Here is an 18110-nt window from a genome sequence, read left to right on the forward strand (position 1 = left end):
GGTCAGGCGCCCATGGTGGCGACGGAGACGGACTCGTCGCCGGCGACCACACGCCAGACGCTGCCCGTCCCGCGGACCTCGAGCGCACCCTCGCCGACGACCAGCGCGGTGTCCTCGTCGATCGCGAGCCCGGCCGTGACGAACTCCGCCTCGGCCGCCGCGATCAGTCGGGCCAGCGTGCCGGCCTGCACGGCGTGCACGTCGATCGTCAGGTCGACCAGCCCGAGCCCCTCGCGGAGCTCGACCTCGTCGAGACCCTCGGACGACCCCTGCGGGCAGACCTCGACGCCGCCGATGCGCCACCCGCCCACGAGCGCCCGGTCCGCGGCGACCATCGCGCCGGCGGAGTAGCCGAGGTACGGCAGCCCGTCGGAGACGAGGAGCCGGATCTGGTCGACGAGGGGCTGGATCGCGTCGAGGTACGCCGGGGTGACCCCGCCGCCGATCACGAGCGCGTCCACGTCGCTCAGGACCGTCGTGGCGAAGACCTCACCCGCGGCGACCTCGGTCACCAGGACCTCGGCCTGTCGGGCGCCACCGAGGACCTCGGCGATGTCGGCGGTGGACGATGGGGCGGCACCGGACGGGCCGGTCACGGAGAGCAGGGCGATCCGGGGCACGCTCCGGCCGACGGCGGCGGAACGCGCGGAGGCCTCGGCCAGGAACGGTGCGGCGACGTCGGCCGCGACGAGGGGGCCCCCGCCGACGAGGTGGATGCTCACGACTCGGCCGTCACCGGGGCGAGGGCGCTCCACGGGAAGGTGATCCACCCGTCGACACGACGCCACACGTGGTCGGGCTCGAGCACGGTGCCGGGCTTCGAGTAGAGGCAGGCGCTCCGCACGTCGGCGCCGGCGTTCCGGATGATGTCGACCACCAGGCGCAGGGTGCGGCCGGAGTCGGAGACGTCGTCGACCACGAGGACGCGCTTGCCCGCCAGGCTCGGCGCGTCGAGGGCGGGCGAGAGGATGACCGGCTCGTCGAGACGCTGCTCGACGTCGGTGTAGAACTCGACGTTGATCGAGCCGCACTCCTTGGTGCCGAGCGCGTACGCCACGGCGCCGGCGATGATGAGCCCGCCGCGCGCGACCGCCACGACGACCTCGGGCTCGAAGCCGGACGACAGGACGTCCTTGGCGAGCAGCCGCGCCGCGTCGCCGAACTCCAGCCAACCGAGCACCTCGGGCCCGCTCGTCACGGTCACGGTCGAGGGAGCCTGCGCGGCTTGCCCGGGTTCGCTGCTGATCGGCATCCGCCCACGGTACCGGCAGGGAGCCACCCGCCGCGACCCGCGCCCGGACACCGCGCGCGCCGGGACCGGCGCACGGGCCCGGACGGGCCCGGTGTCAGCTCCGGGGCGTCAGCGGCCCGCGGGCGAGCTTGTGCTGTGCCGACTGCGCGACCGGTCGGACCGTCACCAGGTCGAGGTTGACGTGCGCCGGCAGCTCGACCGCGTGCACGACGGCCTCGGCGACGTCCTCGGCGACGAGCGGCCCCGGCACGTCGGTGTACACCGCCTCGGCCTTCTCGCGGTCGCCCCGGAAGCGCGTCAGGGCGAACTCGTCGGTCTTGACGAGCCCGGGCGCGATCTCGACCACGCGCAGCGGCTCGCCGTTCAGCTCGAGCCGCAGGGCGCCGACCAGGGCGTGCTCGGCGAACTTGGCGGCGTTGTACCCGCCGCCGTTCTCGTAGGCCACGTGCCCCGCGGTGCTCGTCACGGTCACGATGTCCGCGACCCCGGCCGTGGCCGCACGGCGCCGGAGCTGCGGCAGCAGGGCGGCGGTGACCCGCTTCGTGCCGATGACGTTCACCTCGAACATCGCGCGCCAGTCCTCCACGTCGGACTCCTCGACGCTCGCCGAACCGAGTGCTCCGCCGGCGTTGTTCACGAGCACGTCCGCGCCGCCGGCCTCGTCCACCCGGGCGGCGAGCGCCGCGACGGCGTCGGCGTCGGTGACGTCGGCGACCAGGAACGACGCCCCGGTCTCCGCGGCGAGCGCCTCGAGCCGGTCCTGGCGACGGGCGACGGCGAGCACCTGCCAGCCGCGCTCGCGGAACAGCCGGACGGTGGCGGCACCGATGCCGGAGCTCGCCCCCGTGACGACGGCGAGCCGCTCGGTGGTGTCGGGTCGACCGGTGTCGGGACGTGCTGCCATGGCTTCCTCCAGGGGGTGTCGGCACCACCGTACCGACCGGTCGAGGTCACGATCCGGTAACGTGACCGGCCATGACGACGGACGCCGCTCCCCCCGCGCCCTCGGCTCCGGCGACACCGCTCGAGCCGGGCCGGCCGCCGCGACGCATCCCGATGTGGGACACGGCTCGGTTCGTCGCCGTCACGCTCGTCGTGATCGGTCACGCGATCCAGCGGCAGACGGCCGGCAGCGAGCACGCCCTCGCGCTCTACACCTTCATCTACGCGTTCCACATGCCCGCGTTCGGCGTCATCAGCGGGTACTTCTCGTCGGCGGCGACCCCCACCGCGGAGCGGATGCGGCGGACCTTCACGGACATCGTGGTGCCGTACATCGTCATGCAGACGATCTGGACGGTGGTGCAGGCGATCGTCGAGGGCGGCAAGGAGTTCAACCCGACGAAGCCGACCTGGACGCTGTGGTTCCTGCTCGCGCTGGGGATCTTCCGGCTGATCCTGCCCTACCTGGCGATCCTGCGGTGGCCGCTCGTCTGGGCCGTGGTGCTCAGTGTCGGCGTCGGGTACCTCGACAACGTCGACTCGACGTTCTCCCTGGGACGCGCGATCAGCCTGCTGCCGTTCTTCCTGCTCGGGTGGCAGGTCAAGCAGTGGGGGGTGTTCGACCGCTGGTACGAGGCTCCCCGCCGGGTCGTGGTCCGTCTCCGCGCGGCCGCGGTCGTCGTCTTCGCGGTGTGGGCGGCCGCGTGCGTGCTGTTCATCCCGCAGTTCAAGGGCTTCGACCTGCACCACTGGTTCTTCTACGACGACTCGTACTCCGGGCTCGGCGAGGACGCCTGGTGGGCCGGCAGTGTCCGCCTCGGCCTGGTGCTGCTCGCCACCGTGCTGACGGCGTCGTTCCTGCTGCTCGTGCCCCGCAGGACGGTCTGGCTCACCCGGTTCGGCGCCGCGACCATGTACGTCTACCTGCTGCACACGTTCGTGCTCTACCCGATCCGCGAGTCCGGCGTCCTGGCCGGGGAGCACTCGGCGTGGCCGTACGTGCTGCTCATGGTCGCCGTGGCGTGCGCGGTGAGCCTGTTCCTCGCGCAACCGTTCGTGCGGCGCGGCATGCGCTGGCTGCTCGAGCCGAACGTCGACTGGCTGTTCCGCCGGGAGCCCGTCGAGCGCTGACCGCTCAGCGGGCGAGTGCCCGGAGCGCGACCACGACCTCGACGAGGAAGTCGTCGACCTCGTCGCAGTCGTACCCGGACTTCATCCGGGTCCGACGGAAGCGCGACGACGCGACGTCCTCCGGGGTCACCGTCCGTGCGCCGGCCAGCCGTCCCATCGCCGGACGGCCGCCCTGCTCGGCGGCGGCGAACGTCGCCTGCACCCGGTCGAGCAGGTCGTCCACGTCGTCCTGCGAGTACCCGTTCCGGAACACCGTCGGCTGGAACTTCTTGTCCGCCACGTCCTGAGCGCGCACGACGCCCCCCTCTCGTCCCGTCCGATCCTGCCAGGCGGGGGCCGACGCGTCCGGCCGGGAGGCACGGCGCACCGCACCGCGCCGCTCCCGTCCCTCGGCTGGTCGCGTCGACTCCACGGACGCGCGCCGCGCACGCGCGTTACGTCGCGAGGCGGCCCCGCTGGTGCCCGCCCCGCCACCTGCGTAGCGTGACGGACGTCGCGACGACGCCCCGGGCCTCCCGGTCGTCCGCGGCGACGCCATGACGGACCGGACCCGACAGGAGCCCCGATGAGCACGAACGACGCAGCCGCCTGGCGGTTCGAGACGACGCAGGTCCACGCCGGCGCGCAGCCGGACCCGACCACCGGCGCACGGGCCACGCCGATCTACAGGACGACGTCGTACGTGTTCGAGAACTCGGACCACGCCCGCGACCTGTTCGCGCTGGCGCAACCGGGCAACATCTACTCGCGGATCATGAACCCGACGAACGACGTCGTCGAGCAGCGCATCGCCGCGCTCGAGGGCGGTACGGGCGCGCTGCTGGTGTCGAGCGGTCAGGCGGCCGAGACGTACGCCGTGCTGAACATCGCGGGGGCCGGTGACCACATCGTCTCGTCGTCGTCGATCTACGGCGGCACGTACAACCTGTTCAAGTACACGCTGGCGAAGCTCGGCATCGAGACGACGTTCGTCGAGGACCAGGACGACCTCGAGGAGTGGCGTCGTGCCGTCCGCCCCAACACGAAGCTCTTCTTCGCCGAGACGATCGGCAACCCGCGGATCAACGTGCTCGACATCGCAGGCGTCAGCAGCGTCGCGCACGAGTCCGGCCTGCCGCTCATCGTCGACAACACGATCGCGACGCCGTTCCTCATCCGGCCGTTCGAGCACGGTGCCGACATCGTGGTGCACTCGGCGACCAAGTTCCTCGGCGGCCACGGCACCGTCATCGGCGGCGTGATCGTCGACGGCGGACGGTTCGCCTGGTCGGAGCACGCCGACCGCTTCCCGGAGTTCAACTCCCCCGACCCCTCGTACCACGGCGCGGTGTTCGCGCAGGCGGTCGGCAACGAGCTCGCCTACGTCGTGAAGGCCCGGGTGCAGCTGCTCCGCGACCTCGGCGCGTCGAACTCGGCGGACACGGCGTTCGCGCTGCTCCAGGGCATCGAGACGCTGTCGCTGCGCATGGAGCGGCACGTGGCGAACGCCCAGGAGATCGCGGAGTGGCTCGACCGGCACCCGGAGGTGGCCTCCGTGTCGTACGCCGGGCTGCCGACGTCGCCCTGGTACGCGGCGGCGAACCGGTACGCGCCGCGCGGTGTCGGTGCCGTGCTGTCGTTCGAGCTCAAGGGCGGGGTGCCGGCCGGCAAGGCGTTCGTCGACGAGCTGCGGCTGTTCTCGCACCTGGCGAACATCGGCGACGTGCGCTCCCTCGTCATCCACCCGGCGTCGACGACGCACTCGCAGCTCACGCCCGAGCAGCAGCTCACCACCGGGGTCACCCCGGGCCTGGTGCGGCTCTCGGTCGGCATCGAGAACGTCGAGGACCTCCGTGCGGACCTCGAGGCGGGGCTCGCGGCGGCGCGGGCCGTCTCGCAGGAGGGCCAGCGGGCGTAGCGCCCCGGCCCGTCCCGTCCCCCTCGCGGAGCACGCGCCGGTGACGCGCCGGGCATGACGTAACACGGCGGAGGTGGGGCGTGCCTCCCGGCAGACTGGACACGATGGACTGGCAGACGATCCCCGAGGACTCGGTCCCGTCCACCCTCGTGCCCGGGACCGAGCTCGGGACGCTCGGCAAGCCGCCCGTGACCGGCGCCTGGCGTCCCGGCGACCACCCCGGCTCCCGGCGGTTCGCCGCGCTCGGCGAGCAGTGGGTGCGCGGCGGACGGATCCCGTCGGTGCGGGTGGCCTACGAGACGTGGGGCGAGCTGGACGCCGCGCGCAGCAACGCGGTGCTGCTCCTGCACGCCATGACCGGCGACTCGCACGTCACCGGTCCGGCCGGACCCGGGCACCGCACGGCGGGCTGGTGGGGCGACGTCGTCGGACCGGGCCTGGCCATCGACACCGACCGGTGGTTCGTCGTCGCCCCGAACATGCTGGGCGGGTGCCAGGGGACGACCGGCCCGTCCTCGGTCGCGCCGGACGGCGTCGAGTGGGGGTCGCGCTTCCCGTTCGTGACCGTGCGCGACCAGGTCGCGGTCCAGGTCCAGCTCGCCGACGCGCTCGGCATCGACGTCTTCGCCGCCGTCGTCGGCGGCTCGATGGGCGGCATGCACGCGCTCGAGTTCGCGGTGGCGCACCCCTCCCGGGTCGCCCGGCTCGCGGTCCTGGCGTCGACCGCCCAGACCACGGCCGACCAGATCGCCGCGAACTCGCTGCAGCGTGCCGCGATCCAGACCGACCCCGCGTACGCCGGCGGCGACTATTACGAGGCGGCGGTCGGCGAGGGACCGCACCGCGGGCTGTCGCTCGCGCGGCGGATGGCACTGATGACCTACCGCGCGCCGGACGAGCTCAACGGGCGGTTCGCGCGGTCGTGGCAGAGCGACGTCTCCCCGCTCGGCGACGACGGCCGGTTCTCGGTCGAGAGCTACCTCGACTTCCACGGCAACCGGTTCACCCGGCGGTTCGACGCCTCGTCGTACGTCGCGCTCACGCACGCGATGGACTCGCACGACGTCGGGGCCGGGCGCGGCGGGGTGACGGCGGCGCTCGCGGCGGTGACCGCCAGGACGCTGGTCGTCGGGGTGTCGAGCGACCGTCTGTTCCCGCTCGAGGACCAGCACCGGATCGCGGCGGGGATCCCCGACACGCTGGACGGGGACCGGGCCGCGGTGCTCGACAGCGAGTTCGGACACGACGGCTTCCTCATCGAGCACGAGGCGGTCGGGGCGCACCTGCGACGGCTGCTCGACTGAACGGCCCGGTACGGCCGCGGCACGGGCGCGGCGCGCCCGGCGCACCCGCGGACCGATCTGTCCACGTCCGCGTGCCGAACACCCCACAACGGGTGGGCCGCGTGGAATGATGGCGACGGGTACCCCGCCCGCGGGGTCCGGCGAACCACCGGACCCGACCGAACCGACGTCACCACCAGGACACCGATGGACTTCATCGCACAGGAACGCGACCGCTTGCTGCGGTCGACGACCCGTGTCGTCGGCATCACCTGCGCCCTGGTCTCCGTCGTCGGCATCGTCAGCTCGCTCGCGGTCCCCCTGGTCCCCCTGCTCGGCGCACTCGCCTGCATCGCGGTGCTCATCGCGGCGCTGCTCGTCTTCGGCACCAACGGGTCGGTGTGGTGGACCGCCCTCGCACTCGCCTCGGGCCTCGGGGCCCTCGCGCTCCTGCTGCTCGGTGCCGACCCCGACGTGCGGTCCGTCGTCGCCAGCGCCGTCGTGCCGCTGGCGGCCGGGTCGTTGTCCGCCCCGCTGATGGCGCAGCGCGGCGCGCCGGTCGGGCTCGCGATGACGATCGTCGCCGGAGTCGCGGCCGTGGGCGCCGTCGTCTGGGCATCGGGCGGTCCGCTCTCCGGCCCGACCGCCGGTGTGGTGCTCGGCTGGGTGCTCGTCGCCGTGGTCTCGGTGTGGATCGCGCGCAGCATCCCCCGCGTCGCCCGGCGCATCCAGAGCATCGGCACGGCGCACCGTGCGGAACGGCAGGCGAGCGAGACCGAGGCGCAGCGACGCCAGGGCGCCCGACTGTTGCACGACACCGTGCTCGCCACCCTCACGCTCCTGGCCCACTCCGGGGTCGGCGTGTCCGAGCAGGCGATGCGCGAGCAGGCCGCCGAGGACGCCAGGCTCCTCCGTCACCTCCGACTCGGCGCGACCCCGCAGCCCCAGCAGTCCGGCGACTACTCGCTCACCCGCGTCGAGGAGTCGCCGCTCGGCCAGACCCTCGAGTCCGTCAAGCAGCGCTTCGGCCGGATGGGGCTCGAGGTCAGCTGGCACGGCACCGGTCAGGTCCTGCTGCCGTCGAACGTGCTCGACGCGTTCCTGCTGGCCCTCGGCGAGTGCCTCGAGAACGTCCGGCGCCACGCCGGCGTCGGTGAAGCGCACGTCACGATCGTCCACGACCAGGAGACCGTCCGCGCGATGGTGACCGACGCCGGTGTCGGCTTCGACCTCGACGCGGTGAGCGCGGAGCGCCTCGGCTACAAGGAGAGCGTCGTCAACCGCCTCCGCGAGGTCGGTGGCGACGCCAAGCTCTTCTCCGCCCCGGGATCGGGCACCACCGTCGTCCTGGAGGCTCCCCGATGACCCGCGTCCCCGAGGACACCATCAACCGCGGGCTCCCGGGCGAGACCGTGCAGCCGGCACCGCGCACCCGTCGCGAAGCGCGCGAGCGCTACCGGGGCAGCGAGCGACGGCAGGCCCGCGGGCTCCCCTCGACCTCGACGGGTGCCCGTTCGCTCCGGCAGGCCGCCAAGCCCGGTGCGTCGCTCGGAGCCGGCTACCTCGGCCTCGGCGCCGCGGTCCTCACCGCGATCGAGGCCGTCGCCGGCATCGTCTTCTTCCTGGTCCGGCTGCCGGACTACGCGAACCCGTGGCTGCCCGCCGGCGCCTGGGCGCTGTACCTGGTCGCGGCGATCGGCGTCGGCCTCAGCCTGATGACCTACGGCGAGCGGCTCACCGGCACCGCGTTCGCGCTGATCTGCGCCGTCCTGGCGTGCGTCGTGACACTCGACTTCGTCGGGATCCTCCCCGAGCACGACATCGCGCACACCGCCAGCGCCTCGGTCGCCGCCGGCTTCGCCCTGCTCCCGGTGGCGACGCTCCGGCCCGCGCGCGAGGTCGCCGCCGCCATCGCGGTGCTCGGTCTCGGGTTCGCCGTGATGGCGGCCGTGTCGACGCCGATCACCCCGGCGACCCTGCCGGGCATCGTCTCGCTGCTGGCGCTCGTGGTGGTCCCGCCGTCGATCGCACTGTTCGTGGTGCACCGCTTCCGCCAGCTCGTGCAGCGCGAGCTGGACCGGGTGCTCGTGCAGAGCAACGTCCAGGCGCCGCAGTTCGCCGTCGGGATGCTCGCGTCGGACGAGCTCGCCCGGCTCGACCTGGCCGCCGAGAAGCTCCTCGACGCCGTCGCGAACGGCTCGGACCCGCTGCCGCTCTCGGACGCCTCGGCCTCCGTCGCCGCGTCGCTGGCGACGGAGCTGCGCCTGCACCTCATCGAGGGACGCCGCGAGACGTGGCTCTACCACGCGATCACGGAGTCCGACCACCTCGGGCGCGCCGTCAGCGTGGCCGATCCGCAGTCCCTCGCCGGGCACCTCGGCCCCGCCCAGCGGGACGGCCTGCTGCAGGCCCTGTGGCAGATGGTCGGCGACGGTCGCCCCGCACAGCCGGGTGCCCCCGTCGTCTCGGTCACGCTCGGTCCGATCGGCTCCGACGGGCACCCGGTGTCCGACGAGCGCATGGACGTCCCGATCGTGTTCGAGTCGCGCGGGACCCCGCGCCGACGCCTCGGCCCGACCGCATGGAGCGCCCTGCAGCGCATCGGCCCGTACACCGAGTCGTTCCGCGACGGCGTGCTCCGCGTCGTCTCGCACTGCGTCGTCGACCGACACCCGTCGATGTAGACGGGCGCGAACTGCCGGACACCCGGCCGACATCCCCAGCCCGGACGGTCCCGACACCTAGGATCGGCGTGCACCGCCTTCGAGAAAGGACGCCTGATGGCGACTCCAGAGCAACCGATCCGACTCGCACTGGTCGACGACCACCGGATGCTGCTCGGCGCGCTCACGGAGTGGATCCGCAGCGCCGCCGACGACATCACGCTCGTCGCCGCCGTCACGACCTGGCCGGAGCTCCTGACGAGCCCGGCGTTCCCGGTCGACGTGGTGCTGCTCGACCTCGACCTCAAGGACTCGATCCCGGTCTCGCTGAAGATCTCGACGCTCAAGACCGCCGGCGTGAAGACCGTCGTGATGAGCACGTACTCGGAGCCGAACGTCGTCCGCGAGGCCCTCGGCTCCGGCGCTCTCGGCTACCTCGTGAAGAGCGAGGACGCCGACATGATCGTCGAGGCGATCCGTGCCGCGCAGCGCGGCGAGCAGTACGTCTCCGCCGAGCTCGACCTGGCGATCAACAGCGGCGACGTCGGCGGCGTGCCGAAGCTCAGCGCGCAGGAGCGCCGCGTGATGGCGCTGTACGGCGGTGGCGAGCCCGTCAAGAGCGTCGCCTACCAGCTCGGCATCTCCGAGGAGACCGCGAAGAGCTACCTCAAGCGCATCCGCGAGAAGTACCGCGTCGCGGGCTTCGACGTCGGCACGAAGGTCGCGCTGCGGAAGCGCGCGATCACCGACGGCATCATCGTGCAGGACGGCAGCCCGGTCGGGCTGTAGCCGCTCCACACGACGGACGGGAGGCCTGTGGCGACATCGCCACGGGCCTCCCGTCCGTCGTGTGGGTGCGTCGGCTCCGGTCAGACCGTCGGCACCGGCGCGGTGATCGGCCCGGTCGACGGCGACGACGACCGCAGGGCGGAGCGGCGGTCCGTCCGCCGTTCGACGCCGTAGCTGACCATCGTCACGAGCAGACCGAGCAGCGCGAGGACGATACCGAGCCACGCAGGGGCCAGGAACCCGAACCCGGCTGCGATGACCGCTCCACCGAGCGCCGCGCCGAGCGAGTTGCCGATGTTGAACGCCGAGTGGTTCAGCGCCGCCGCGATGGTCCGCGCGTCGCCGGCGACGTCCATCAGGCGAGACTGCACCGCCGGCGGGATCGCCGACGAGGTCGCTCCGAGCAGGAACGCGCCGAGGAACACCCCCCAGACCCACTGGGCGGTGAAGACGGTCACGAGCAGGGCGCCGATGAGCGCGAGCATGCCGATGTAGATCGTCCGCTTGACGCTGTGGTCCGCCAGGTGCCCACCGAGGACCCCGCCGACGACCATGCCGAGGCCGACCACGACGAGCACGAGCGGCACCGCGGACTCGGGCAGCCCGGTGACGTTCTGCACGAGCGGCGAGATGTACGAGTAGACGGCGAAGAACCCGCCGAAGCCCACCGCACCGAGCCCCATCACGATCCAGAGCTGCGGCGACCGGAAGGCCCGGAGCTCCCGTCCGACGGTCGCGTGCTCGTCGGCGGCGCTCCGCGGGACGAAGGCCGCGACGGCCAGGAACGTCAGGGCGAAGAGCAGCGAGACGACGCCGTACGCGATGCGCCAGCCGGCGTTCTGCCCGATCCAGGTGATGGCGGGCACGCCGACGACGTTCGCGATCGACAGGCCGAGCATCACCATCGCGATGCCCTTGCCGCGCTTGCCCGGCCCCATGATCTCGCCCGCGACGATCGACGCGATGCCGAAGTACGCACCGTGCGGCAGACCGGCGACGAAGCGTGCGACGAGCACGAGCCCGAAGTTCGGCAGGACCGCACTCGCGACCGTGGCGACCACGAAACCGACGAGGAGCACGAGGATCAGGCCCTTGCGCGGGAACGTGGCGGAGATCGCCGCGATCGTCGGCGCACCCACCACGACCCCCAGCGCGTAGGCGCTGACGAGCCAGCCGGCGTGCGCGACCCCGGCGGCGGGGTCGGCCGCGTACTGCGCGGGGAGCAGGGCTTCGGCGATGTTCGGCAGCAGGCCCATCGCGACGAACTCGGTCGACCCGATGGCGAAGCCACCGAGGGCGAGGGCGATGAGGGCGAACGCGCGCTGCGTCGGCGTGGTGAGCGTCATGCGACCTGTCTGGATCGGGGGGGGAACGGGGGGCGGGAGGACGGAGCTGCGTTCCGGCTCGCTCGCCGGGACATCGGCCGGATCGCCACGCCGCACGGCATGCACACGGTCCCGTTCCCGCCGGCACGCGCACGACGGCGGTACGGCGATCAGACGGCGACGGGGTCGGTCCGTGTTCGGCGTCGAACGGTCCGAGCACACGTGCAGCGGCCCGGTCCCAGCAGTGTAGACCGCTCCAAACAGCCGACGGAAGACGACGGGCCGAATCGATTCGACATCAGCCGGACACGCCACCGCGGAGCACGACCGGCTCCCGCCGGACGAGCCGGCGAGACAGGCGCCGTCGCTGCTCGACGGACCTCAGGCCGCGCGGCGCTCCTCGCGCGCCCCGGCCGACGCCAGCTCGGGCAGTTCGTCGCGGTGCACCCACCCGGACCCGCACTCGGTGCAGCTCGCCCAGGCGTCGCCGGTCTGCTCGTCACCGTCGATGACGACCGTCTGCAGGTCGCAGTCGGGGCACCAGCCGTCGTGCATCATCACGCGCTCCTCGTCGTCGTCCGGGTCGTCCCGAGCCACCGGTGCGGCTCGATGGAGACCATGAGACACCCGACCGCCGACACCGCGGGGAGGCGATCGGCGTGTCCTGCTCCTCCCAGCTGGCGTACCATCGGGTCATGGGGTGGTGGATCGTGACCGGTGTCGTCCTGCTCGTCGCGGTGGGGCTGTGGCTGTGGATGCACCACCTGACGGACCTCGGCGCACGCTCGCGGCAGTACGACGGCAGTGACCCCGAGATCGCCGAGGCGCTCCGCCAGGCCGAGCGCGACAGCAACACCGGCCGCATGTACTTCTGACCGTGGCGACAGGACTCCGGACGGGCCTGGCAGCCCTGGTCACCGCGCTGTGCCTGGTGCTGACGAGCTGCGCCGGGTCGATGGCATCCGGACCTCCCGACTACACCGGGACGTGGCAGCTCGCCGGGCAGGACGGCTCCGAGCCCGCCCGGTTCGTCGTGTCGGCGGACGGCACCTACACCGCTCGCGGGATCCCGGACGCCCTGGCGTGCCGGACCAGGAACGCCGACACGAGCCCTCCCGGTTGCTCCGAGGGCCGTTCCTCGTCGGACTTCTCCGGGCAGTGGACACTCGCGGACGGCAGCGCACCGGGGATCCGGTTCCGGTTCGCGGACCGCTTCGTCCGCCAGGGGTACCCGACCGATGCCGGACTCGCCTTCTTCACCGGATCGCTCGACGTCCCCCGTCCCGACTTCGTGTTCGTCCGCACACCTGCGCGGTGACCGCGCGGGGCCGATCCACGGTGGTGCGGGCGGCCCGGGACCGGCTCAGTCGCCGAGCGCCGCCTCGAGCCGCTCGAGCTTCCCGTCGATCTCCCCCGTGTGCCCGGGGCGGACGTCGGCCTTGAGCACGAGGGACACCCGGGTGCCGTACGCACCGACGGCCTCGGTGGCGCGCTTGACGACGTCCATGACCTCGTCCCACTCCCCCTCGACCTCGGTGAACATCGACGAGGTGCGGTTCGGCAGACCGGACTCGCGGACGACGCGCACCGCTGCGGCGACCGCGTCGTGCACGGACCCGTCCGACGATGCCGAGGGACCACCGGACGGAGCAACGGAGAACGCGACGATCATGCGTCCATCCTGCCCCGGTCGACTCCCCCGCGCACCGGCGGCTCGGACACCCGCACCGACGAACGCTCCGGCGAGCGCCGCGCGAGCCGCACCAGCACGACCACCGCCCACACCAGCACGGCGACCTCGAGGACGTTCCGCACGGTGAGCACGAACACCATCCAGGTGTGCACCGCGAGGAGCTCGTCGTAGAACCCCGGGTAGATCACCTGCGTCAGCAGCGCCAGGGGCAGCACCCCGATCGCGACCGGAAGGAAGCGCCGCGCGCTCGGGTACCCGGCGACGAGCCCCCAGACGACGGGCACGGCGTACCACCCGACGTACTGCGGCGACCCGACCTTGTTCACCGCGATCAGCACCGCGACGAACAGCAGCGCGAGGACCGGTGCCACCTCGGTGCGACGGGCGCCCCGCCGGACCGCGAGCAGCGCGAGGACCACGCCGCCGATGACGAGCACGGCCATCAGCGGCGTCGACAGCGCGGCCGCTGCGTGGGTGCCCCCTCCGGACACCTCGAACGTCAGGATCTCGCGGTCGTAGTAGACGGCCGCTCCGGGGACCCCGAGCGCTGCCGCCCACATGAAGGGTGTCGCGAGCGGCGCCTCGATCTGCAGCGCCCGGTCGCTCTGCTCGGTCACGAAGGACAGCAGGTACGGCGCTCCGCCGTAGAGCACGTCGACGAGCACGATCAGCCCGGTCACGACGAGTGCCCCGGTCACGACGGCACTCCGGTGTCCCCGACGCAGCAGCACCAGCACGCCCACCAGCGCAGCCGGCCACACCTTCGTCCAGGCCGCTGCGGTGAAGAGCGCCGACGCGACCACCGGACGGGTCACGACGAAGGCGACGCCGACGAGGGCGATCGCGGTGGCCACGGTGTCGATCCGGCCGAGTGCGATGGGTCCGAGCGCGAGCAGGAACACGAGCCACCACCAGACGACCCGCACGCCGAACGCACGGAACCGCCAGAGGAAGGCACAGGCGACGGCGTCGAGCAGCACCATGAGCGCGAGCCAGCCGGTCGCGATCGCCGCGGTGCCGCCGAGGGCCGCAGCGGCCATCGGCACGAGCGCGAAGACCGGGTACACCCAGTCGGAGTCGACCCCGACCCACGAGTGGTCGATCCGCCCGACCTCGATCCACCGTCGGTAGGTGATGGTGACGTCACCCAGCGGCAGGTTCGGCGCGGTCGTGGCGAGCCACCAGAGCACAGCGTGCACCAGGACGACGACCACGGCGAGCGAGACGCCCTCGACCCACCGGAACCGCTGCTGCACCGTGCGAGCGTAGCGAACCGCTCCACAGGCTCCCCTGAGGAGGACGTGTCACCGTTCCCGGGTGAGCACCGACCCGCGCCAGCGCCCCACCAGCCGCAAGCCCCTCGTCTGGGCGGGGATCGTCCTGCTCGTCGCGGTGCTCGCCGTCGTCGGCGTCGCCGTCGGCACGAACGTGTACACGTCGAGCGAGAACGCGAAGGCATCGGCGGCGCCCTCGGTTGCCGCGAGCCGCGCCCCGTCGACGCTCGACACGGCCGACCTGTCCGGCGACTGGACCGTGGGCGGCGACTCCGAGGCCGGGTACCGCGTGCACGAGGTCCTCAACGGCTCCGACGTCACCGTGACCGGGCGCACGGACAGCGTCACCGGTTCGGCGCGGGTCGACGGCACGACGATCACCGAGGCGACCGTCACGGTGCAGGTCGCCGACATCGCCACGGACTCCGCGCAGCGCGACTCGTACTTCCGCGACTCCGCCCTCGACGTCTCGGCCTTCCCGCAGGCGACCTTCACGCTCACCGGACCGATCACCGACGCCGTCCCGAGCGGCTCGGGCACGACCGAGGTCCGGGCCGACGGGGAACTCACGCTGCACGGCGTGACGAAGCCGGTCCGCGCCGACCTGCAGATCGGGCTCGACGGCGACGGTGTCGCGGTGTCCGGCACGGTCCCGATCACCTTCTCGGACTTCGGCGTGCAGGCCCCCGACCTCGGCTTCGTGACGGTCGACGACGCGGGCGCCGTCGAGTTCCTCGTGCACGCCACGCCCGCGTCCTGACGCGTCGGTCGGACGCGACCCGGCCCGGTCACGCGACCCCACGTCCCGACGCGCCCCACCACCGGCCGGGAGGCACGCCGGCAGCCCGCCCCGCGCCTCCCGGCCGGCAGTGGGTCACGTCGCCGTCACCGCACGCGTCGATCGACACGTGTCAGGTCGGACCGTGCGCCCGCATCGGATGCGGACGCATCCTGCGACACCGCGCGCGTCGATCGACGAGCGCGATGTCGCACGCCGGCCCGCCCGCGCCCGGCACCCGCGCCCGGCACCCGCGCCTGCCCGGCCGCGCGCCCTACCCCCGCGCGTCGCCGTCGACGACCAGGTCCCGGACCACGCCGCTCAGCTGCTCGATCAGCGCCGTCATCGTGAACGGACCACCCCGGGACGCACGACGGGCGGCGATCCCGTGCACGACCGCGGCGGTCGCGGCCAGGTGCGCGAGGTCCGACGGGGACAGCGACGCACCGGACGCCTCCGCAGCGCCCTGCCGCGCGGCGACGAGCGCCCCGAGCACCCCGCCGAGCACGTCCCCCGCGCCGGCCGCCGCGAGCCACGGCGTGGCCGACGACGCCACGAGCCGGACCGACCCGTCCGGTGTCGCCACGTGCGTGTCCGAGCCCTTGAGGAGGACGACGCTGCCGGTCCGTTCCGCCGCGCGCACCGCAGCCGTCGCCGGATCACGCTCGACGGCCTCGCGTGAGGTCTCGAGCACCGGGGCGAGCTCCCCCGCGTGCGGCGTCAGCACCGCCAGCGGTCCGAGGTCGACCAGCGGGATCGCCCCGGCGTCGACGACCACCGGCACGCCGTCGTCTGAGGCGTGCCGGAACGCGTCAGCGGTGGACGGGTCGAGCTCGTCGAGCGAGTCCGCGGAGATCCCGGAGCCGACGAGCCACGCCTGCACGCGACCGACACCCGAGACGACCTCCGGACGGCGGGCGAGCACGTGGTCGGTGGCACGGTCCGGTCCGACGTAGCGGACCATCCCGACGCCGGTGTGCACCGCTGCGTCGACGCCCATCACCGCCGCCCCCGGGTACCGGTCGGAGCCGGTCGCGACGCCGAGCACACCCCGGCGGTACTTGGTCGACTCGCCGTGCGGAGCGGTGGTCCAGGCAGCGGCGTCGGTCGGGGCGAAGGGGGCGAAGTCGTTCACGACCGCCACGTTACGGTGGAGCGCATGAGCCTGTTCCTGCCCGGTCGCGTGGTGGTCTTCGACTACGGCGAGGTGATCAGCCGGACACCGCACGGCGCGTGGGACGCCCTCGTCGCGATGACCGGCGTACCCGCGGACGAGCTGCTGCCGGTGTACCAGGAGCTGCGACACGACCTCGACCGGGGCGACCTCACGGTGCTCGAGTACTGGCGCGCGATCGCGGCGCGGACCGGCCGGCGGTGGAGCCTCACCGAGATCCACCGCTTCTGGGCGGTCGACTTCACGGGCTGGTTCGAGGTGGACCCCGAGGCGCTGGCGATCGTCGAGGAGCTGCACGCCGCCGGGACCCGGCTCGCCCTGCTGTCCAACGCCGGGCGCGACTTCGGCGACCCGTACCGCTGGTCACCGATGGGCTCGGTGTTCGAGACGGTCGTGGTCAGTGCCGAGGAGCACGTCCTCAAGCCGGACGCATCCGTCTACCGCACGACGTGCGAGCGCCTGGGAATCACGCCCGAGCAGATGGTGTTCGTCGACAACAGGGCCGAGAACGCCGCCGGTGCAGACGCGATCGGGGCGGTCGGCCACCACTTCACGTCGCCGGCCGGACTGCGGACCTTCCTGCAGGACCTGGCGGCACGGACCGATGAAGGAGCACCCGCGTGACGCACGCCCTGTTCGAACCGATCACCATCCGCGACCTGACCGTCCGCAACCGGCTCTGGGTCTCCCCGATGTGCCAGTACTCGGTCGAGCAGCAGGACGGTGTCCCGACCCCGTGGCACCTCGTGCACCTCGGCGGGTTCGCCAAGGGCGGCGCGGGCGCCGTCGTCGTCGAGGCCGCCGGCGTCGTGCCCGAGGGTCGGATCAGCCCGCAGGACGTCGGCCTGTGGAACGACGAGCAGCGCGACGCCTTCCGGCCGATCGTCGACTTCCTGCACGCGCAGGGCGCCGCCGCCGGCATCCAGCTCGCACACGCCGGGCGCAAGGCATCGACCCACCGCCCCTGGTCCGAGGCCTCGGGCAGCGTGCCGGAGGCCGAGGGCGGCTGGGCGACGGTCGCTCCGTCGGCCGTGGCCTTCGACGGCTACGCGGTGCCGCGCGAGCTCGAGACCGAGGACATCCGCGTCGTGGCGCTCGCGTTCGCCGCGGCCGCCCGCCGCGCGGTCGAGGCCGGCTTCGACCTGGTCGAGCTGCACGCGGCGCACGGGTACCTCCTCCACCAGTTCCTCTCGCCGCTGAGCAACCACCGCACGGACGCCTACGGCGGCTCGCTCGAGAACCGCGCCCGCGCCCTGCTCGAGACGATCGACGCCGTCCGCGCCGAGGTCGGCGAGGGCTTCCCCGTGGTGGTCCGCTTCTCGGCCACCGACTGGGTCGACGGCGGACTCACGGTGGAGGACACCGTGCAGGTCGCCCGCTGGGCTGCCGAGCACGGCGCCGACCTGGCCGACGTCTCCACCGGCGGCAACGTCGCGAAGGCCCCGATCCCGGTCGGGCCCGGCTACCAGGTGCCCTTCGCGGAGACGGTCAAGCGCGAGGCCGGCATCGGCACCATCGCCGTCGGCATGATCTCCACCGCCTTCCAGGCCGAGCAGGTCGTCGCCACCGGCCAGGCCGACGTCGTCATGGTCGGCCGCGAGTTCCTCCGCGACCCGTCCTTCGCCCTGCGCGCCGCCGCCGAGCTCGGCGTGGCGATCGACTACGAGCCGCAGCAGTACCACCGCGCGCGCGTCACGGCGTAGGCCGGCGCACCCAGCGCACCGTGCGCCTCCCGACCGGTCACCGACACCGGCCGGGGGCGCGCGGCTCCGGCCGGGAGGCACGGCGCGCTCCCTGTACGTGTTCTCGGCTCCGACGCAGCGCACCCACTACGATGTTGCTCACTGTGGACGATCCTCCGAATTCCGTTTCGCCTTCCCACTCATCCGGCGCTCACTCGGTGAGCAGC

Annotated in this window: 19 protein-coding genes and 2 pseudogenes; 11 read left to right on the forward strand and 10 right to left on the reverse strand. The window is 73.1% G+C overall.

Translation table 11 applies throughout. The annotated features are described in order from the left end of the window. Positions 1-2 precede the first annotated feature (2 nt). The 3 genes from ACIQFY_RS03520 to ACIQFY_RS03530 all read right to left on the reverse strand — a co-directional run bounded on the left by ACIQFY_RS03520 (position 3) and on the right by ACIQFY_RS03530 (position 2156). Complete coding sequence (locus ACIQFY_RS03520; RefSeq protein WP_326496404.1) at positions 3-722, reverse strand: Type 1 glutamine amidotransferase-like domain-containing protein; 720 nt, start codon at positions 720-722, stop codon at positions 3-5. Next, positions 719-1252, reverse strand: coding sequence for a phosphoribosyltransferase (locus tag ACIQFY_RS03525; protein WP_235426338.1), 534 nt, complete (start codon positions 1250-1252; stop codon positions 719-721). The genes ACIQFY_RS03520 and ACIQFY_RS03525 overlap by 4 nt, the downstream gene beginning before the upstream one ends. A gap of 94 nt (positions 1253-1346) precedes the next feature. Then, the gene (locus tag ACIQFY_RS03530) at positions 1347-2156 is read right to left on the reverse strand and encodes an SDR family oxidoreductase (RefSeq protein WP_209682304.1); all 810 of its coding nucleotides are present in this window, start codon (positions 2154-2156) and stop codon (positions 1347-1349) included. Positions 2157-2227: 71 nt separating this feature from the next. On the opposite strand from ACIQFY_RS03530, the gene ACIQFY_RS03535 reads away from it, so the two are divergent. Then, positions 2228-3325, forward strand: a complete 1098-nt coding sequence (locus tag ACIQFY_RS03535) for an acyltransferase family protein (protein WP_400338297.1) — start codon at positions 2228-2230, stop codon at positions 3323-3325. 13 nt (positions 3326-3338) lie between these two features. Here the strand turns inward: ACIQFY_RS03535 and ACIQFY_RS03540 are convergent. Together ACIQFY_RS03540 and ACIQFY_RS03545 are read right to left on the reverse strand one after the other, a co-directional pair. Next, positions 3339-3482 (reverse strand): annotated as a pseudogene (locus ACIQFY_RS03540) (DivIVA domain-containing protein); the annotation flags it as partial. A gap of 45 nt (positions 3483-3527) precedes the next feature. Continuing rightward, positions 3528-3863, reverse strand: a pseudogene (locus ACIQFY_RS03545) (DivIVA domain-containing protein); the annotation flags it as partial. A 27-nt stretch (positions 3864-3890) separates the two neighbouring features. Here ACIQFY_RS03545 and ACIQFY_RS03550 point away from each other — a divergent pair. The 5 genes from ACIQFY_RS03550 to ACIQFY_RS03570 all read left to right on the forward strand — a co-directional run bounded on the left by ACIQFY_RS03550 (position 3891) and on the right by ACIQFY_RS03570 (position 9957). Next, on the forward strand, positions 3891-5222 hold the full coding sequence (locus ACIQFY_RS03550; RefSeq protein WP_066654715.1) for a bifunctional o-acetylhomoserine/o-acetylserine sulfhydrylase: 1332 nt from the start codon (positions 3891-3893) through the stop codon (positions 5220-5222). 104 nt (positions 5223-5326) lie between these two features. Further along, positions 5327-6526: a homoserine O-acetyltransferase gene (locus ACIQFY_RS03555; RefSeq protein WP_251159716.1), complete on the forward strand. Its 1200-nt coding sequence runs from the start codon at positions 5327-5329 to the stop codon at positions 6524-6526. Between the two features lie 186 nt (positions 6527-6712). Next, positions 6713-7870 (forward strand): sensor histidine kinase, encoded by a 1158-nt coding sequence (locus tag ACIQFY_RS03560; RefSeq protein ID WP_066654721.1) that lies wholly within the window; start codon positions 6713-6715, stop codon positions 7868-7870. Then, entirely contained in the window at positions 7867-9189 is a 1323-nt protein-coding gene (locus ACIQFY_RS03565) for a hypothetical protein (RefSeq protein ID WP_066654722.1), read from the forward strand. Before ACIQFY_RS03560 ends, ACIQFY_RS03565 begins: the two co-directional genes overlap by 4 nt. Before the next feature lie 96 nt (positions 9190-9285). Beyond that, positions 9286-9957, forward strand: coding sequence for a response regulator transcription factor (locus ACIQFY_RS03570; RefSeq protein WP_066654724.1), 672 nt, complete (start codon positions 9286-9288; stop codon positions 9955-9957). An 80-nt stretch (positions 9958-10037) separates the two neighbouring features. On the opposite strand, the gene ACIQFY_RS03575 is transcribed toward ACIQFY_RS03570, so the two are convergent. Together ACIQFY_RS03575 and ACIQFY_RS03580 are read right to left on the reverse strand one after the other, a co-directional pair. Next, positions 10038-11303, reverse strand: coding sequence for an MFS transporter (locus tag ACIQFY_RS03575; RefSeq protein ID WP_066654725.1), 1266 nt, complete (start codon positions 11301-11303; stop codon positions 10038-10040). A gap of 360 nt (positions 11304-11663) precedes the next feature. Continuing rightward, entirely contained in the window at positions 11664-11879 is a 216-nt protein-coding gene (locus ACIQFY_RS03580) for a hypothetical protein (protein ID WP_066654728.1), read from the reverse strand. Between the two features lie 98 nt (positions 11880-11977). On the opposite strand from ACIQFY_RS03580, the gene ACIQFY_RS03585 reads away from it, so the two are divergent. Further along, positions 11978-12157, forward strand: a complete 180-nt coding sequence (locus ACIQFY_RS03585) for a hypothetical protein (protein WP_066654730.1) — start codon at positions 11978-11980, stop codon at positions 12155-12157. 2 nt (positions 12158-12159) lie between these two features. Further along, on the forward strand, positions 12160-12600 hold the full coding sequence (locus tag ACIQFY_RS03590; RefSeq protein ID WP_271826030.1) for a hypothetical protein: 441 nt from the start codon (positions 12160-12162) through the stop codon (positions 12598-12600). Positions 12601-12645: 45 nt separating this feature from the next. Here the strand turns inward: ACIQFY_RS03590 and ACIQFY_RS03595 are convergent, their stop codons facing one another. Beyond that, on the reverse strand, positions 12646-12954 hold the full coding sequence (locus ACIQFY_RS03595; protein ID WP_066654734.1) for a thiamine-binding protein: 309 nt from the start codon (positions 12952-12954) through the stop codon (positions 12646-12648). Then, positions 12951-14231 (reverse strand): hypothetical protein, encoded by a 1281-nt coding sequence (locus ACIQFY_RS03600; protein ID WP_400338302.1) that lies wholly within the window; start codon positions 14229-14231, stop codon positions 12951-12953. The genes ACIQFY_RS03595 and ACIQFY_RS03600 overlap by 4 nt, the downstream gene beginning before the upstream one ends. A gap of 61 nt (positions 14232-14292) precedes the next feature. Here ACIQFY_RS03600 and ACIQFY_RS03605 point away from each other — a divergent pair, with 61 nt between their 5' ends. Beyond that, positions 14293-15009 (forward strand): YceI family protein, encoded by a 717-nt coding sequence (locus tag ACIQFY_RS03605; protein ID WP_400338304.1) that lies wholly within the window; start codon positions 14293-14295, stop codon positions 15007-15009. Positions 15010-15301: 292 nt separating this feature from the next. Here the strand turns inward: ACIQFY_RS03605 and ACIQFY_RS03610 are convergent, their stop codons facing one another. Beyond that, complete coding sequence (locus ACIQFY_RS03610; protein ID WP_251155092.1) at positions 15302-16162, reverse strand: ADP/ATP-dependent (S)-NAD(P)H-hydrate dehydratase; 861 nt, start codon at positions 16160-16162, stop codon at positions 15302-15304. Between the two features lie 24 nt (positions 16163-16186). Here ACIQFY_RS03610 and ACIQFY_RS03615 point away from each other — a divergent pair, with 24 nt between their 5' ends. After that, positions 16187-16825 (forward strand): HAD family phosphatase, encoded by a 639-nt coding sequence (locus tag ACIQFY_RS03615; protein WP_066654754.1) that lies wholly within the window; start codon positions 16187-16189, stop codon positions 16823-16825. Beyond that, the gene (locus tag ACIQFY_RS03620) at positions 16822-17904 is read left to right on the forward strand and encodes an NADH:flavin oxidoreductase/NADH oxidase (RefSeq protein ID WP_311205506.1); all 1083 of its coding nucleotides are present in this window, start codon (positions 16822-16824) and stop codon (positions 17902-17904) included. Before ACIQFY_RS03615 ends, ACIQFY_RS03620 begins: the two co-directional genes overlap by 4 nt. Positions 17905-18110 lie beyond the last annotated feature (206 nt).

This window comes from Curtobacterium sp. NPDC092190 (genome assembly GCF_044755625.1).
Classification (GTDB): domain Bacteria; phylum Actinomycetota; class Actinomycetes; order Actinomycetales; family Microbacteriaceae; genus Curtobacterium.

What these genes read in the sequence shown, in the direction of transcription:
- ACIQFY_RS03525 (WP_235426338.1), bottom strand. Translation starts at nt 1,252, where the DNA reads ATGCCGATCAGCAGCGAACCCGGGCAAGCCGCGCAGGCTCCCTCGACC.
- ACIQFY_RS03530 (WP_209682304.1), bottom strand. Translation starts at nt 2,156, where the DNA reads ATGGCAGCACGTCCCGACACCGGTCGACCCGACACCACCGAGCGGCTC.
- ACIQFY_RS03535 (WP_400338297.1), top strand. Translation starts at nt 2,228, where the DNA reads ATGACGACGGACGCCGCTCCCCCCGCGCCCTCGGCTCCGGCGACACCG.
- ACIQFY_RS03550 (WP_066654715.1), top strand. Translation starts at nt 3,891, where the DNA reads ATGAGCACGAACGACGCAGCCGCCTGGCGGTTCGAGACGACGCAGGTC.
- ACIQFY_RS03555 (WP_251159716.1), top strand. Translation starts at nt 5,327, where the DNA reads ATGGACTGGCAGACGATCCCCGAGGACTCGGTCCCGTCCACCCTCGTG.
- ACIQFY_RS03560 (WP_066654721.1), top strand. Translation starts at nt 6,713, where the DNA reads ATGGACTTCATCGCACAGGAACGCGACCGCTTGCTGCGGTCGACGACC.
- ACIQFY_RS03565 (WP_066654722.1), top strand. Translation starts at nt 7,867, where the DNA reads ATGACCCGCGTCCCCGAGGACACCATCAACCGCGGGCTCCCGGGCGAG.
- ACIQFY_RS03570 (WP_066654724.1), top strand. Translation starts at nt 9,286, where the DNA reads ATGGCGACTCCAGAGCAACCGATCCGACTCGCACTGGTCGACGACCAC.
- ACIQFY_RS03575 (WP_066654725.1), bottom strand. Translation starts at nt 11,303, where the DNA reads ATGACGCTCACCACGCCGACGCAGCGCGCGTTCGCCCTCATCGCCCTC.
- ACIQFY_RS03585 (WP_066654730.1), top strand. Translation starts at nt 11,978, where the DNA reads ATGGGGTGGTGGATCGTGACCGGTGTCGTCCTGCTCGTCGCGGTGGGG.
- ACIQFY_RS03595 (WP_066654734.1), bottom strand. Translation starts at nt 12,954, where the DNA reads ATGATCGTCGCGTTCTCCGTTGCTCCGTCCGGTGGTCCCTCGGCATCG.
- ACIQFY_RS03615 (WP_066654754.1), top strand. Translation starts at nt 16,187, where the DNA reads ATGAGCCTGTTCCTGCCCGGTCGCGTGGTGGTCTTCGACTACGGCGAG.